Annotated in this window: 16 protein-coding genes, 1 tRNA gene and 1 pseudogene; 9 read left to right on the top strand and 9 right to left on the bottom strand. The window is 68.8% G+C overall.

Annotated elements, in window-relative coordinates; genetic code table 11:
• The first annotated feature begins 5 nt into the window (after nucleotides 1-5).
• From RMP06_RS17995 to RMP06_RS17970, 6 genes and pseudogenes are all read left to right on the top strand, one after another.
• On the top strand, nucleotides 6-761 hold the full coding sequence (locus tag RMP06_RS17995; RefSeq protein WP_310463166.1) for a sugar phosphate isomerase/epimerase family protein: 756 nt from the start codon (nucleotides 6-8) through the stop codon (nucleotides 759-761).
• A 24-nt stretch (nucleotides 762-785) separates the two neighbouring features.
• Nucleotides 786-1,859 carry a sugar phosphate isomerase/epimerase family protein gene (locus tag RMP06_RS17990; RefSeq protein ID WP_310463165.1) on the top strand — a complete coding sequence of 358 codons (1,074 nt, stop codon included), beginning with the start codon at nucleotides 786-788 and terminating at the stop codon, nucleotides 1,857-1,859.
• Nucleotides 1,856-3,022 carry a Gfo/Idh/MocA family protein gene (locus tag RMP06_RS17985; RefSeq protein WP_310463164.1) on the top strand — a complete coding sequence of 389 codons (1,167 nt, stop codon included), beginning with the start codon at nucleotides 1,856-1,858 and terminating at the stop codon, nucleotides 3,020-3,022. Before RMP06_RS17990 ends, RMP06_RS17985 begins: the two co-directional genes overlap by 4 nt.
• A 26-nt stretch (nucleotides 3,023-3,048) precedes the next feature.
• Entirely contained in the window at nucleotides 3,049-5,514 is a 2,466-nt protein-coding gene (locus RMP06_RS17980) for a glycoside hydrolase family 3 C-terminal domain-containing protein (RefSeq protein WP_310463163.1), read from the top strand.
• Between the two features lie 19 nt (nucleotides 5,515-5,533).
• Nucleotides 5,534-5,851 carry a Dabb family protein gene (locus RMP06_RS17975; RefSeq protein WP_310463162.1) on the top strand — a complete coding sequence of 106 codons (318 nt, stop codon included), beginning with the start codon at nucleotides 5,534-5,536 and terminating at the stop codon, nucleotides 5,849-5,851.
• 307 nt (nucleotides 5,852-6,158) lie between these two features.
• Nucleotides 6,159-6,290 (top strand): annotated as a pseudogene (locus tag RMP06_RS17970) (universal stress protein); the annotation flags it as partial.
• Between the two features lie 68 nt (nucleotides 6,291-6,358).
• Here the strand turns inward: RMP06_RS17970 and lysM are convergent.
• The 3 genes from lysM to RMP06_RS17955 all read right to left on the bottom strand — a co-directional run bounded on the left by lysM (nucleotide 6,359) and on the right by RMP06_RS17955 (nucleotide 8,434).
• Complete coding sequence (gene lysM / locus RMP06_RS17965; RefSeq protein WP_310463161.1) at nucleotides 6,359-6,868, bottom strand: peptidoglycan-binding protein LysM; 510 nt, start codon at nucleotides 6,866-6,868, stop codon at nucleotides 6,359-6,361.
• A 150-nt stretch (nucleotides 6,869-7,018) separates the two neighbouring features.
• On the bottom strand, nucleotides 7,019-8,272 hold the full coding sequence (locus RMP06_RS17960; protein ID WP_310463160.1) for an alkaline phosphatase family protein: 1,254 nt from the start codon (nucleotides 8,270-8,272) through the stop codon (nucleotides 7,019-7,021).
• Nucleotides 8,273-8,358: 86 nt separating this feature from the next.
• Nucleotides 8,359-8,434: transfer RNA gene (locus RMP06_RS17955), tRNA-Arg, on the bottom strand.
• 150 nt (nucleotides 8,435-8,584) lie between these two features.
• Here RMP06_RS17955 and RMP06_RS17950 point away from each other — a divergent pair.
• Nucleotides 8,585-9,106: a c-type cytochrome gene (locus RMP06_RS17950; RefSeq protein ID WP_310463159.1), complete on the top strand. Its 522-nt coding sequence runs from the start codon at nucleotides 8,585-8,587 to the stop codon at nucleotides 9,104-9,106.
• Nucleotides 9,107-9,172: 66 nt separating this feature from the next.
• Here the strand turns inward: RMP06_RS17950 and RMP06_RS17945 are convergent, their stop codons facing one another.
• Genes RMP06_RS17945 through RMP06_RS17935 form a run of 3 tightly spaced genes read right to left on the bottom strand, consistent with a single transcriptional unit; the run spans nucleotide 9,173 to nucleotide 11,201 of the window.
• Nucleotides 9,173-9,712: a DUF2946 family protein gene (locus tag RMP06_RS17945; protein WP_310463158.1), complete on the bottom strand. Its 540-nt coding sequence runs from the start codon at nucleotides 9,710-9,712 to the stop codon at nucleotides 9,173-9,175.
• Nucleotides 9,713-9,727: 15 nt separating this feature from the next.
• On the bottom strand, nucleotides 9,728-10,750 hold the full coding sequence (locus tag RMP06_RS17940) for a YheT family hydrolase (protein ID WP_310463157.1): 1,023 nt from the start codon (nucleotides 10,748-10,750) through the stop codon (nucleotides 9,728-9,730).
• Between the two features lies 1 nt (nucleotide 10,751).
• Complete coding sequence (locus RMP06_RS17935) at nucleotides 10,752-11,201, bottom strand: YybH family protein (protein WP_310463156.1); 450 nt, start codon at nucleotides 11,199-11,201, stop codon at nucleotides 10,752-10,754.
• 100 nt (nucleotides 11,202-11,301) lie between these two features.
• Here RMP06_RS17935 and RMP06_RS17930 point away from each other — a divergent pair, with 100 nt between their 5' ends.
• Nucleotides 11,302-11,955 (top strand): sigma-70 family RNA polymerase sigma factor, encoded by a 654-nt coding sequence (locus RMP06_RS17930; protein WP_310463155.1) that lies wholly within the window; start codon nucleotides 11,302-11,304, stop codon nucleotides 11,953-11,955.
• A 3-nt stretch (nucleotides 11,956-11,958) separates the two neighbouring features.
• The gene (locus RMP06_RS17925; protein WP_310463154.1) at nucleotides 11,959-12,660 is read left to right on the top strand and encodes an anti-sigma factor; all 702 of its coding nucleotides are present in this window, start codon (nucleotides 11,959-11,961) and stop codon (nucleotides 12,658-12,660) included.
• On the opposite strand, the gene waaF is transcribed toward RMP06_RS17925, so the two are convergent.
• From waaF to RMP06_RS17910, 3 genes are read right to left on the bottom strand one after another with little or no spacing between them, the layout of a single operon-like run.
• The gene (waaF, locus tag RMP06_RS17920; RefSeq protein ID WP_310463153.1) at nucleotides 12,645-13,679 is read right to left on the bottom strand and encodes a lipopolysaccharide heptosyltransferase II; all 1,035 of its coding nucleotides are present in this window, start codon (nucleotides 13,677-13,679) and stop codon (nucleotides 12,645-12,647) included. The two genes, RMP06_RS17925 and waaF, sit on opposite strands and share 16 nt — an antisense overlap.
• 19 nt (nucleotides 13,680-13,698) lie before the next feature.
• Entirely contained in the window at nucleotides 13,699-13,911 is a 213-nt protein-coding gene (locus tag RMP06_RS17915) for a zinc-finger domain-containing protein (RefSeq protein ID WP_310463152.1), read from the bottom strand.
• Between the two features lie 25 nt (nucleotides 13,912-13,936).
• The gene (locus RMP06_RS17910; protein ID WP_310463151.1) at nucleotides 13,937-14,860 is read right to left on the bottom strand and encodes a branched-chain amino acid transaminase; all 924 of its coding nucleotides are present in this window, start codon (nucleotides 14,858-14,860) and stop codon (nucleotides 13,937-13,939) included.
• Nucleotides 14,861-14,864: the final 4 nt, after the last annotated feature.

The following is a 14,864-nucleotide window of genomic DNA, read 5'->3' as shown; positions in this document are numbered from 1 at the left end:
TGATGATGAAACTCTCCGTCCAGATCTATTCCCTGCGCGATGCGGGCGACCTCGACACCCAGCTCGCACTGGCCCGCGCCGCCGGCTTCAAGTGGATCGAGTCGGTCGCCAGCCACGGCCTGCCCGCGGACGAATTCGCTGCCAAGGTCGCCGCGCACGGCCTGCGCGTGTCGTCGATGCACGTCAGCCTCGCGCTGGTGGAACACGACCTGCAGACCGTCATCGACACCTGCCACGCCACCGACTGCCGGCTGGCGATCATGCCGTGGCTGCCGATGGGCGAGCGGCCCGCCACCGCCATCGGCTGGCAGGCGCTCGGCGCGCGGCTCGCCAAGGTCGGCGACAAGCTCAATGCCGAAGGGCTGCGGCTGGCGTACCACAACCACGAGTTCGAGTTCCTGCACTACAGCGGCCGCACTGCGCTGGACTGGATCTTCAGCACCGCCAGCGCCAAGCAGCTCGGCTGGGAAGCGGACCTGGGCTGGGTCGCCCGCGCCGGGCTGGATCCGATGGCGGCGATCGCACCCTACGCCGACCGCCTCGTGGCCATCCACACCAAGGACATCGCCGCCCCCGGCACTGCCGCCGACGAGGACGGCTGGTGTGCGCTCGGTCAGGGCATCGTGCCGTGGGCAGCGCTGCTCGCCGACCTGCAGCAGCGGGTCAGCCTGTTCGTGCTGGAACACGACAAGCCGAAAGACCACGCGGTGATGCTGAAGACCAGCTTTGACTTCATGCACCAGCACCTGATCGCCAACTGAGCCACCACGGAGCGAAGATCTGCCATGACCACGACTTCCCCGATCCGAGGCCCCGGCGTCTTCCTGGCGCAGTTCGCGGGAGACGCCGCGCCGTACAACTCGCTCGACGGCCTGGCCGGCTGGGCGGCGGGCCACGGCTATGCGGGCGTGCAGATCCCGAGCTGGGACACGCGGCTGATGGACCTCGCGCTGGCCGCCGAGAGCCAGACCTACTGCGACGAACTGCAGGGGCGGCTGGCGGCGCATGGCGTGCAGATCACCGAGCTGTCCACGCACCTGCAAGGCCAGCTCGTCGCGGTCCATCCGGCCTACGACGCGCCGATGGACGCCTTCGCCCCCGAGGCAGTGCGCGGCAAGTACGCCGAGCGCACGGAATGGGCCAAGCAGCAACTGCACTTCGCCGCCAAAGCCTCGCAACGCCTCGGCCTGACCGCACACGCGACCTTCAGCGGCGCCCTCGCGTGGCCCTACCTCTACCCGTGGCCGCAGCGGCCGGCCGGACTGATCGAAGCGGCGTTCGACGAACTCGCGGCGCGCTGGCGGCCGATCCTCGATGCCTTCGACGCGGCGGGGGTCGATGTCTGCTACGAGGTCCATCCCGGCGAAGACCTGTGCGACGGGGCGAGCGTCGAGATGTTCCTGGAGCGTGTCGGCAACCACCCGCGGGCGAACCTGCTGTACGACCCGAGCCACTTCGTGCTGCAGCAGCTCGACTACCTCGCCTACATCGACTGCTACCACGAGCGCATCAAGGCGTTCCACGTCAAGGACGCCGAGTTCCGCCCAACCGGCCGGCTCGGGGTCTACGGCGGCTTCCAGTCGTGGAAGGACCGCGCCGGCCGCTTCCGCTCGCTCGGCGACGGGCAGGTGGATTTCCGCGCCATCTTCTCGAAGCTGACGCAGCACGGCTACACGGGCTGGGCGGTGCTGGAGTGGGAATGCTGCATCAAGCATCCCGAGCAGGGCGCGGCCGAGGGCGCGCCGTTCATCCGCGATCACCTGATCCGCGTGGCCGAACGGGCCTTCGACGACTTCGCGGCCAGCGCCACCGACGACGCGACCAACCGCCGGATGCTCGGCCTGGAGCCACGGGCATGACCGCGCCGACCTCCGCACCGCGCCGTTTGCGGCTGGGCATGGTCGGCGGGGGGCAAGGTGCGTTCATCGGCGCCGTGCATCGCATCGCGGCGCGGCTCGACGACGACTGGGAGCTGGTGGCAGGCGCGCTGTCGTCCGACCCGGAACGTGCCCGCGCCAGCGGGGCCGAGCTGCGCATCGACCCGGCGCGCTGCTACAGCGATTTCCGCGAGATGGCCCGCACCGAAGCCGCCCGCCGGGCTGACGGCAGCGGCATCGACGCGGTGGCGATCGTCACGCCGAACCACCTGCACTTCCCCGTCGCCTGCGCCTTCATCGAGGCCGGCCTCCACGTCATCTGCGACAAGCCGCTGACCACGAACCTCGCCGACGCGCAGCACCTGCAAGCCCTCGTGCAGCGCCACGGCGTGCGGCTCGCGCTGACGCACAACTACAGCGGCTATCCGCTGATCCGCGCCGCACGGGCGCTGGTCGAGGCGGGCGAGCTGGGCGACGTGCGCATCGTGCAGGTCGAATATGCGCAGGACTGGCTCGCCCAGCCGCTCGAAGCCTCGGGCCAGAAGCAGGCCGCGTGGCGCACCGACCCCGCGCTGGCCGGCCCCGCCGGTTGCCTCGGCGACGTGGGCACGCATGCGGCGCAGCTCGCCGAATTCGTTACCGGCCAGTCACCGCAGCAGCTCAGCGCCGAGCTGATCACCTTCGTTCCCGGCCGGCGCGTCGATGACCACGTGCAGGTGCAACTGCGCTACGCCAGCGGCGCACGCGGGATGCTCTGGGCCAGCCAGGTGGCGACCGGCGAGGAAAACCATCTTCGCCTGCGTGTCTACGGCACCAAGGCCGCGCTGCACTGGGACCAGGAATCACCGAACGAGCTGACCTGGCACCCGGCCGGACAACCGGCGCAGCGACTGACCCGCGGCATGGCGTCGCTGCCGGCCGTCGCTGCGGCGGCGACCCGCACGCCGGGCGGTCACCCCGAGGGCTACCTCGAAGCCTTCGCCCAGCTTTACCGCGACTTCGCCAGCGACCTGCGCGACCTCGCCCGCCCGGCCAGCGTGCCCGGTGTGGACGATGGCGTGCGCAGCCTCGCCTTCGTGGAAACGGTCCTCGCCAGCGCATCGCATGAAGGCGCGTGGACCGACCTTCCTGCTGATCTTTCCTGAGCTTTCCTGATTTGGAACCCCTTTTCATGACCACCCCCAACATCCCCGCCCTGCTCGACGCCCTGACGCTGGAAGAACAGGTCAGCCTGCTCACCGGCGCCGACTTCTGGTGTACCGTCGCCATCCCCCGCCTGGGCATCCCGGCCATCAAGGTCACCGACGGACCGAACGGCGCCCGTGGCGGCATCTTCAACGGTGGCCCGCAGACCGCGTGTTTCCCCGCCGCCATCGCGCTCGGCGCCACCTGGAACCCCGCGCTGATCGCCGAAACCGGCCACGCGCTGGCGGACGAGGCCAAGCTCAAGGGCGCCACCGTGCTGCTGGCGCCGACCGTCAACCTGCACCGCTCGACCCTCAACGGCCGCAACTTCGAGTGCTACTCGGAAGACCCGTTTCTCACCGGCGAGATCGCCTGCGGCTACATCCGCGGGCTGCAGGACAACGGCATCGCCGCCACCATCAAGCACTTCGTCTGCAACGACAGCGAGGTGGAGCGCATGTCGATCGACTCGGTGGTCGATGAGCGGACGATGCGCGAGCTGTACCTGGTGCCGTTCGAGAAGGCGGTCAAGGAAGCGGGCGTGCAGGCGGTGATGACCTCGTACAACCGCATCAACGGCGACTTCGCAGGCGACAACGCGCCGCTGGTGCGCGACATCCTGCGCGGCCAATGGGGATTCGACGGGCTGGTGATGTCGGACTGGTTCGCCGAGCACCGCACCGACCAGTCAACCACGGCCGGCATGGACCTGGAGATGCCCGGCACGACCCGCCACCGGGGCGAGGCGCTGGTGCAGGCGGTGCGTGACGGCCGAGTGTCGGCCGACGATGTGCGGGCGTGCGCCGGGCGGGTGCTGCAACTGGTCGAGCGGGTCGGCGGCTTCGCGTCGCCGGGCATCCCGGACGAGCGTTCGGAGGACTCCGCCGAGCGCCGCGCCCTGATCCGCCGCCTCGGCACGGAAGGCTCGGTGCTGCTGAAGAACGACGGCGCGTTGCTGCCGCTGGGCGACAACGCTGGCACGGCGCGCACGATCGCGCTGATCGGCCCGAACGTGGACACCGCGCAGATCATGGGCGGCGGCAGTGCCAACGTGAACGCGCTGCACCGCATCACGCCGCACGAAGGGCTGGCCGCGCAGACCGACGCCGCGCTGGTCTGTGCGCCCGGCGCGGACAACTACCGCTGGGTGCCGGTGCTGAACCAGCCGATGGCGGTGGCGTTCTACACCTCGATCGACCTGAGCGGCGAGCCGGCAGTGCAAGCGGTCTATCCGAGCAGCGAGAAGCTGTGGGCCGGCGCGGTGGAGGACGGCATCGACCCGATGCATTTCTCCGCACGGGCGACGGTCGAGTTCGTGCCGCCAGCCGATGGCGACTACCAGGTCTCGATCACCAGCGCGGGCCTCAGCCGCGTGCTGTTCGATGGCGTGCAGGTCGTCGAGGCGTGGGAGAGCTGGGCGCAGGGCGACACCTACTTCACCTTTGGCTGCACCGAGCGCGTTGTCAGCCACCGGCTGCAGGCGGGCGTGCCGGTGACGATCACGGTCGAGTATTCGTCGCCGACGGGCGTGCCGGTGTCGTTCAAGGCGCTGCGGCTGGGCGTGCATCTGCCGCGTGGCGAGGCCGATCTGGTAGCGGCCGAAGCGGCGGCGCGTCAAGCCGACGTGGCAGTGGTCTTCATCGGGCTGAACGCCGAGTGGGACTGCGAGGGGCTGGACCGGCCCGACATGGCGCTGCCGCACCAGCAGAACGCGCTGGTCGAGCGTGTCGTCGCCGCGAACCCGAACACCATCGTCGTGCTGCAGACCGGGGCGCCAGTCGAGCTGCCGTGGCTGGACAAGGTGCCGGCGGTGCTGCAGGCGTGGTACCCCGGGCAGGAGTGCGGCCACGCGATCGCGGACGTGCTGACGGGCCGCGCCGCACCGGGCGGGCGGCTGCCGCAGACGTGGCCGAAGCAGCTCGCCGATGTCGTCACCTCGAACGGCGATCCGCTGCGCTATCCCGGCGTGGACGGGCGCGTGGTCTACGACGAAGGCGTGTTCATCGGCTACCGGCACCACGACACGCACGGGGTCGAGCCGATGTTCCCGTTCGGGCACGGGTTGTCGTACACCTCGTTCGCCTGGGGTGACGTGCGCGTCGATCGCAGCGACATTGAGGCGGGCGGGAGTGTCACCTTGTCGGTGGACGTGACCAACACCGGCACGCGGGCGGGCGCCGAGGTCGTGCAGCTCTACGTCAGCGACCCGGTCAGCGGCGCGAGCCGGCCGGCGCAGGAACTCAAGGGCTTCGCCAAGCTCGCGCTGCAGCCCGGCGAGACCGGCACGGCGACGATCACGCTCGGCATGCGCGCCTTCGCGTGGTTCGACACGGCGCGCGGCGGCTGGGTGGCAGAGGCGGGGGCGTTCGGGCTGCGGGTCGGGGCCTCGTCGCGGGACATCCGGGGCGAGGTCGGGGTGACGCTGGCGGGCGAGTGGTTCGCGCCGGCCTGAGCGTCAAGGAGTCACCACCATGCTGATCCACAGCGCCTTGTTCTGGCTGCGCGACGATCTCTCGGCCGAGCAACGGACCTTGTTCGAGGCCGAGCTACAGCGCCTGGCCGCGATCCCTTATCTGGAGCGCGGTTACGCCGGCCCTGCGGCGGCCACCGAGCGCCGCCCGGTGACGGACAACACCTTCGGCTACGCGACCAGCCTGCACTTCAAGTCGATGGAGGACCACGCGTTCTACCAGACCCGGTGCCCGGACCACGCCCGGTTCATCGCGGTCTGCGCGTCGTTCTGGACGCGGGTCGTGGTCCACGACATCGCGCCGCTGCAGCCTGTTTGAGGGCCGACCGATCAGGTCGAGTGGTCGGTGAGCAGCATGGCGGAGACAAAGCCGGGCTGCTGGCGGGCAGCGGGCGTACCTAGCGGGAACCTCCTGCGCAAGTGGTTGTGGGAAGAACACGCTGGCAGCGTCGCGCCGGGGTGTTAACGCCGCGTCAATGGCGCGCAAGACCCTGCCACCGTGGCATGTTCCGCGATCGGATTGCCGGCACCTGACCATCGGCCTACGATGACGCCGTGACCTCGGCCACCGAACGGAGGCTCCTCATGTTCCAGCACATCCTGCTATCCACCGACGGCTCGGCACTGCCGAGCGCGACGGCTGCGACCTGATCGTGATGGCCTCGCACGGCCGGCGCGGCATGGCTGGACTGCTGCTCGGCAGCGAAACGCAGCGGGTGCTGATGCACACGAAGATTCCGGTGATGGTCTGGCGCTGACCATCCGATAAAAAAAGACGGCGACCGATCACCCGGTCGCCGTCCATGCATACGCGGTCCTGCTGAGGTCAGACCGGGATGCGCAGTGTCTGCCCCGGATAGATCTTGTCCGGGTGGCTCAACATCGGCTTGTTGGCCTCGAAGATCTTCATGTAGGCGTTGGCATTGCCGTACTCGGCCTTGGCGATGCCCGACAGCGTGTCGCCACGCACGACGGTGTGCCAGCGCGACTCGTCGGCCGGCTCGTTGACGGTCATCAGGTCGTTGACACCCGTGACGCCCGCGACGTTGCCGCAGCACAGCAGGACTTTTTCCTTCGTCGTCTGGTCATTGGCGCAGCCGGAGACGGTGGCCTGGCAGGTGGTGCCGTCGAAGGCGACCTGCAGGCCATCGACGTTCAGGCCCTGCGCACCGATGTACTTCTCGATGGCAGCGGCAGCGCCCGCATTGGCCGCGTCCAGCTTGGCTTGCGCAGCAGCCGGATCGGCCGCGGACGCAGCTTCCGCAGCGGCCTTTTCAGGGTTGTGGCTGCCGAAGAGCTTCTCGCCGGCTTCCTTGATGAAACTCATCAATCCCATGGTCTCGGTTCCTTCACGCAGTTTGCTTCGGTGGGTAGACAACGTGCCAGCGCGGCACGTCTGGGCAGACAGAGTAGACGCACCGCGATCGCATGGCAAGCGTGACTTGTTTCACCAGAATCGGCCCCATACCGCGGTATAGGGCCGCAGTCACCGCACCGCAGGCAGTTCGATCAGCGGCTCGCCGCGGCCGAACACGTCAGCGATGGGGCGCAGGTTGGCGTGCTCACGCTCGCAGGTCGGCCGGTCTTCGACGCAGGTGGCGAGGAAGTCGCGGCGGAAGCCTTCCAGCAGGCCCTGATCGTGCAACACGGTGGCCAGCACGTTCAGCGCGTCGATGCGTTCCCGGTAGACCCCCGGGCGCACACCGGCACCGTGGAACAGCGTGGCAATGGTGTGGCGGCCGGTGCGGTAGCCATCGCCTTGCGCGGTGTCGGTGGAGCCGTCCTCGTCGAAGGTGACGATGAGCAGGCTGTTGTGCGTGCGCGCCCAGGCGGCATAGGGGCCAATGTGGCGGCGCAGCCAGTCGTCGGCGTCGGCCAGCGGGGCGCTGTGGGCGTCGTGCTGCTCGTTCGGCACGACGAACGAGACCGTCGGCAGCTTCGTGTAGTCGAGCGCGCGACCGTGTTCGTCCTCGGCAAAACCGCGCCAGCGGCGGCCCGTCGGATCTTCGGTGGCGTGGAAACCGAGATTCACGTCCACCGGCAGCAGGAAGCGGCGCTGCGCCTCGGACACCTTGCGCGGGGTGTACGCCAGGCCGAAGTCGATCCAGTTGATGGCGGGGTTGTGCTTGCGGCGGTAGTGGTCGGCGAGCGGGTTGACATCGCCCTCGCCGTCCCAGAGCGGGTGCGGCAGGCTCTCGGAGAAGCTCAGGAAGGTCTTGCCGGACTGGCGCAGGGCGGCGCCGAGGTTGGCGGTGCTGAACGGGCGACGCGCTGCGGGGACCAGCCGGTTGCCGATGCCGGCGGGCTGGTCGTCGAGCTTGGCCGGCAGCGCATCGCCGTGGTTCGCCATGCGCACGTCGCCGCGGTAGGGCGAGGTCGGATCCTGGAACCACGCGGGCAGCACACCCTGGTGGCTCGCGGCGAACAGGTAGAGGTAGTTCGGCTGGCTCGGCCGTGCCGACAGCGGCGTCTTGAAGCCGGCGGGAATGCGGCGGTACGGCGTTTCGGCCGCGTAGGCATTGGTGAAACGTGCGCCGTGCTGCGGATCGTTGGCCAGTCCGTTGAGGAAGGGCATCGCCGGGTTGCCCCAGATGCGCTGTTCGCCGCCGGCATCGGCCGAGCGGTTCTCGAGCACGACCACCACGATGTGGTCATAGGGGGCGGCACTGGCCGGTGCGGCCACTCCGCTCAGTGCGGCGACCAGAACGGTCCACCAGGAAAGATACTTTGCTGCTGTCACAGGCACTCCGGAATCGCATCCATCGCAGAAAACCGCCCCACAAGCGAAAACGCCAACCGGCTGCGGTTGGCGTTTGACAGATTGGGTGGTGCGCCCGGCTGGGATCGAACCAGCAACCCTTGGCTTCGGAGGCCAATACTCTATCCATTGAGCTACGGGCGCAGCGAATGCGATTCTAGCAGTTATCGCAACGCAGCATGCGCGCAACACGGGCGCGCTGCATCCGGCCCTTATAATTCGACGGTTTTGCGCACCCTGCCTGCCCTGCACGCGACCAGTGCCCACACCGCGTTCAACAGCCCTGAGGAATCCATGAGCCAAGCCCACGACGAGCACGAAAGCCCGATCAAGACCCCCAAGCAACTCATCCTGGCGGTGATCTTTGCCTTTGTGGTGCCCATCTTTGCCATCGTCTTGCTGGTGAAGAACGTGGGCAGCGACGCCCGTGAAGGTGCCGGTGCCGACGCCTTGGGTGCCGAAGCCACGGCCGCGCGCATCCAGCCCGTTGGTGCCGTGACCATCAAGCTCGAAGGCGGCCCGCTGAAGAGCGGCGAAGAAGTGTTCAAGGGCCAATGTACGGCCTGTCACACCGCCGGTCTGGCCGGTGCACCGAAGTTTGGTGACGCTGCTGCCTGGGGCCCGCGTGTCGGCAAGGGCTACGAGGCCCTGCTGACCTCGGCCCTCAAGGGCAAAGGCGCCATGGGCGCCCAGGGCGGCGGTGATTTCAGTGATGTCGAAATCGGCCGTGCCGTGGTCTACATGGCCAACGCCGGTGGTGCCAAGTTCGACGAGCCGAAGGCCGCTGCTGCGCCTGCGGACGCTGCCTCGAAGTAAGTCGCTCGGGGTTTTCCGAGCATCAGCAAGAGCCGGTCTGCGCGACCGGCTTTTTCATGCCTGTGTTCAGGCCTGACCGCGCCGCTGCGGGCTGAGGTCATGGCCGTAGCGCACCGGCAGATCGGCAGAGCGCACGTCCTGCGGCACCCATACGCCTGCGACCACCGCATCCGCCGCGGTGTCCATGTCCGCCGAGCGGACCAGCCCGAGGCCCAGCGGCGTGTGCAGGAACAGCCGCCCCTGCTCGTCCACCAGCACCTCGTCCACCGAGGGCACCGGGCGCCCGGTCTGCGTCTCGACCCGGAACGCGCCGTCCAGCCACTGCACGCCGAACACCCAGGGCGCCGCCTCCAGCTCGACAAACACCTTCTGCGGACCGTTCTGGAAGAACCAGCAGCCGTCGGCGTCGGCCTCGTAGTTGCGGCCGATGAACTCCCGCAGCTTGTCGTGCAGGATGCGGCTGCCCTTGACGCGCGGGAACGGGCCGGCCGCCTGCGTGCGGTCGTCGCGCATGTACCAGTCACCGCGGGCGTCCAGCGCGAGCCAGCCGCGGCAGTCGGGCACGTTGGGCCACTTCTTCAGGGCCGCTTTGACGATGTCATCCATGCGGCCGATCTTGCCTCAGCGCGCCGGCGACGGCCAGCGGGAACCGAGTGGCCCCTGCATCCAGCCCATCACGGCCCGCGGCAGCCCGCGCACATCGCCCGGCGGTGGCCCGGACGCAAAACCGACGTGCCCGCCATGCTCGGGTTGCCACAGGGTGACGTGGCGCCCGACCTCGTGCGCAGCGGGCAGGCTCTCGGCGGGCACGAACGGGTCATTGCGCGCATTGACCACCAGCGCCGGGATCCGGATGTCGGCCAGATGGGGCTTGGCGGACGCGCGGTGCCAGTAGTCCTCGGTGTCGCGGTAGCCGTGCAGCGGCGCGGTGAACAGGTTGTCGAAGGCGTAGAGGTCACGGGCCTGCCGCAGCCGTTCCGCATCGAAGAGACCGGGATGCTGCGCGAGCTTGGCCAGTGCCTTGGGCTTCATCGTGCGCAGGAACATGGGCGTGTAGAGGTGGCGGTTCAGACCGCGCCCGATCGCGTGGCCGGCGGCGGTCAGGTCGATCGGCGAACACACCGACGCCACCGCCTGCACCACCCGGCCCGCTTGCTCGCCCGATTCCTGCGCCCAGCGCAGCAGCGCATTGCCGCCCAGCGAGACACCGACGGCGACGACCGGTCCGGTCGGGTGCGACTGGCGGATCTGGTCCAGCATCCAGCCGATCTCGACATGGTCGCCCGAGTGGTAGGCGCGTGGCGCCAGATTCAGCTCGCCTGAGCAGCCGCGGAAATGCGGCACCGCGTAGCGCCAGCCGTTACGGCGCGCCCAGTCGGCGAAGGCCAGCGCGTAATGGCTGCGCGAGGAGCCTTCCAGCCCGTGGAACAGCACCAGCAGGCCGACGCCCTCGCCCGCCGTGCCGTCGTTCACACCGGCCGGGTCGAGCCAGTCGATGTCGATGAAGTCCGCGTCGGGCGTGGTGTGGCGCTCGCGGCGGTAGACGATCGGAACGGCGGGGTCGTGGCTGCGCGAGAACAGCGCCGGCCAGACGGTCTGTGCCTGGCCACCGGGCAGCCAGGCGGGAGCGGGATCGAGGGTCAAGTCAGTGCAGCGTCGAGGGTTCGTCGCTGAATTCCTGCACCTGACGCGGACTGCCCGGGCTGGCATGGTGGGCGAGCAAGCGCCAGCCTTGGGGTGTTTTCACAAAGATGTTGGTGGCCAGCACAAAGGCGCGCTGCGGCCCCTCGGGTGTGGCCACACGGATCTCTTCCAGCACATGGTGCACGGCAAAGCCCCCCGCCACGATGCGGCGTACTTGCGAGACGCGGGCATCGACGCTGCCGTTGGCGAACAGGCTCTCGAACGCCGAACGGATCGCCTGCGCGCCGACCAGCCGCGGTCCGCCCGGGTGAATGCAGGCGATGTCCTCGTCATCGGACCAGACCGACATCACCCGTTCGAGATCCGCATGCTGCAGGGCATCGTAGAACTGGGCTTCGGTTTCGTCAGGAGTCGCCATCAGGGCGGCCTGCAAGGGCTTGGCACGGGGCATGGAGTTCTTTTAGCGGCAGAGAGGGTGGACTGGATTCTACGCAGCCACCCTGCCGACCGTGTGGCCTCTAGAATGCGCCGACATCGACGAGGACCAACGAATGGCGGCAACTTCCCCGGAACGTGCGCAGGAATTGGCAGATCTGCTCGCCAGAACGGGTCTCGGTGACCGCCAGGCCTTTTCCACCCTCTACCAGCGCACCAGCGCGCATCTGCTCGGGGTGATCCTGCGTATCCAGCGGCAGAGAGATCTCGCCGAAGAGCTTCTCCAGGAGGTCTACGTGAACGTCTGGCGCAGTGCAGCGGGTTTCGATGCCAGCCGCGCCCAGGCGCTGACCTGGCTGTCGAGCGTGGCGCGCAACCGCGCCATCGACAGCCTGCGTCGGCGCCAGACCGAACCGGAAACCGTCAGCACCCACCGCCCCGGGAGGGCGGATGAGGAAGACCACGACATGTTGCAGGATTTCGCCTCCGATGACCCCGATCCCCAGACGCTGTTCAGCAACGCCGTCGAGGCCCGCGCCGTGCGGGTCTGCATGGACGCCTTGAGCGCCGACCAGAAACAAAGCCTCGCCCTGGCCTTCTACCAGGGGCTGTCACACGCCGAGGTGGCCGACCAGATGACGCAGCCGCTGGGCAGCGTGAAGAGCTGGGTGCGCCGCGGCCTGCTGGCGCTGCGCACCTGCCTGGAACGCGCCGGCCTGGGCAGCGATGCCGGGCCGACGGTGGCGATCGTCACCGGACCGCGGGGTTGAGCCATGGACTACAGCTGCCGTGAACTGAGCGATCGCCTGGCCGCCGAATATGTGCTGGGCACCTTGCGCGGGGGCGCACGCCGCCGCTTCGAATCCCTGCTGCCGGCGCATCCCGGATTGCGCAAGGCCGTCTGGCGCTGGCAGGACCGGCTGGTACCGCTGACGGCCAGCGTGCCACCGGTGACGCCGTCGTCCGCCGTGTGGAAGGGCATTGAACAACGGCTCTTCGGAGAGGGTGCGCCGGCAGGCGCCTCGGCCTCGGTGCAGCAGCGCATCACCCGCTGGTGGGAGCGCCTCGGACTCTGGCAGGGTCTGGCCGGCGCCACGAGCCTGGCCACACTCGCGCTGGCCGTCGCGCTGACCTTGCCCGGCCCGGTGCAACCGCCGGTCGTCGTGGTGATGGGCACCGAGCAGGGGCCGGCCAGCTTCGTTGCCAGCGTCGGGGCCGATGGCCGCAGCCTGGTGCTCAAGCCGCTGGCGGGCGTGACCGTGACGGCCGCGCAGGCGCTGGAGCTGTGGGCCGTGCCGCCGAAGGGCGCGCCGCGTTCGCTGGGACTGGTGTCGAACAAGGGCGCCACCACGGTGCTGCGCGAGCACCTGCTGCAGGGCACCGCCGCGTTTGCCGTCAGCGTCGAGCCGACTGGCGGGTCACCGACCGGCGCGCCGACCGGGCCGGTGGTCTCGGTGGGTCACCTGGAACTCTGAGGCGCGGCGGCTTCGACCCGCGCCCACAGCGCCCGGCGGACCCGCTCAGGCGCGATTTCCGTCAGGCAACGCGTGTGGCCAAGCGGACAGACCCGCTCGAAACACGGCGCGCAGTCGAGCGGGAGTTCGTCCTTGAGCCAGATCACCTCGGCCCGTGCATTCAGTGGCGGCGTGTGCTCGGGACTGGTCGAACCGAAAACGGCGACCTGCGGCAGGCCGAACGCCGCACCGACGTGCATCAGGCCGGAGTCGTTGCTGACGAGGCCCCGCGCACCGGCAATCAGCGCCATTGCCGCATCCAGCGAGGTCTTGCCGGCCAGCACGACACAGCCGGCACCGGCCTGACGGGCGATGTCCTCGGCCAGCGCCGCTTCCTTGCCCGAGCCAAGCAGGACGACCGGTTGGCCGCTGTCGGCGTACAGACTGCGGGCCAGATCGGCGTAATGCGCTGCGGGCCAGCACTTGGCGGGGCCGTACTCCGCGCCGGGGGCCAGCACCCAGTAAGCGCCGGCCTGCAGCCCATGGGTCTGCAGGACCGCCGCGACCCGCTCGACCGGCAAGTGCATCACCGGATCGGCGGCCGCCTGTGTCGCCGTGGTGTCGTCACCTGCAAGTGCGCGGTAAAACGCCACCATCGGCGGACGCTTCTCGCCTGGGGCCACACGCCGGTCGTTGAGCAGCAGCCAGCGCCCTTCGCCGTGGTAACCCACCCGGCGCGGAATCCGGGCGAACCACGGCAGCAATGCCGACTTGAGGGAATTGGGCAGCACGTAGGCGTTTTCGAAACGCCCGCGCCACGCCTGGCCCAGCGCGCGCCGCGCCTTGAAGTCCAGCCGGCCATGCGCGAACGGCAGGTCGATCACCTCCGCCACCTCGGGCATTGCCCGGTAGACCGGTGACACCCAGGGCAGCGCGGCCACGCCCAGCGTCTCGCCGCGCGCCGAAAGCGCGGCCATCAGCGGCTGGCTCATCACCGCGTCGCCAATCCACTGCGGCGCGACGATCAGCGACCGGGTCATGGGGGAGCCGCGCGACCGCTCAATGGTGCGAGTGGATTTTCTCGCCCGCCTTCAGGCGGTAGACGGTGCCGCAGTAGGCGCACTTGCCTTCGCCGCCGTGGCTCAGGTCGATGTAGACCTTGGGGTGGTTGCTCCCCAGGTCCTGCTTCGGGTTCGGGCAGAACACGACGCCCGGACCTTGCAAATCAGAGGCCAGCACCTCGACGACGGCTGCTGCTTTGTTGTCACTCATGTCTTGGATCTCCTCAGGACCGGGCTCAGACCGGCGTCAGCCACTCGGCGTACTTGGGATTGCGGCCACCGACGATGTCGAAGAAGGCCGCCTGGATCTTCTCGGTGAGCGGACCGCGCGAGCCGCTGCCGAGTTCGATGCGGTCGAGTTCGCGGATCGGGGTGACTTCCGCGGCGGTACCGGTGAAGAAGGCCTCGTCGCAGATGTAGACCTCGTCGCGGGTGATGCGTTTTTCCACCACCTTCAGGCCCAGGTCGGCGCAGATCGAGAAGATCGTGTTGCGCGTGATGCCGTTGAGGGCGCCTGCGGACAGGTCGGGCGTGTAGACGACACCGTTCTTGATGACGAACAGGTTCTCGCCCGCGCCTTCGGAGACGAAGCCGCTGGCGTCTAGCAGCATCGCCTCGTCATAGCCGTCCTCGGTCGCCTCCATGTTGGCCAGGATCGAGTTGGTGTAGTTGCTCACCGCCTTGGCCTGCGTCATCGTGATGTTGACGTGGTGGCGGGTGTAGCTGCTGATCTTGACGCGGATGCCGCGCTTCAGACCTTCCTCGCCCAGGTAGGCGCCCCAGGGCCACGCGGCGACCATCAGGTGCACGGTGTTGCCTTTCGGGCTGACGCCGAGCTTCTCGGAGCCGATCCAGGTCAGCGGACGCAGGTAGCAGCTTTCCAGCTGGTTCTCGCGCACGACGGCCTTCTGCGCTTCCATCACATCCTCGAACGAGAAGGGGATCTTCATGCGCAGGATCTTGGCGCTGTTGAACAGGCGCTCGGTGTGCTCGCGCAGGCGGAAGATCGCCGTGCCGTCGGGTGTCTTGTAGGCGCGCACGCCCTCGAAGGCGCCGCAGCCGTAGTGCAACGTGTGGGACAGGACGTGGATCTTGGCGTCGCGCCAGTCCACCAGCTGTCCGTCCATCCAGATTTTTCCGTCTCGGTCGTGCATCGACATGGTG

Origin of the sequence: Sphaerotilus sp. (assembly GCF_031429695.1) — a bacterium.
Classification (GTDB): Bacteria; Pseudomonadota; Gammaproteobacteria; order Burkholderiales; family Burkholderiaceae_C; genus Sphaerotilus.
This window is presented reverse-complemented; position numbering and strand designations above follow the sequence as displayed.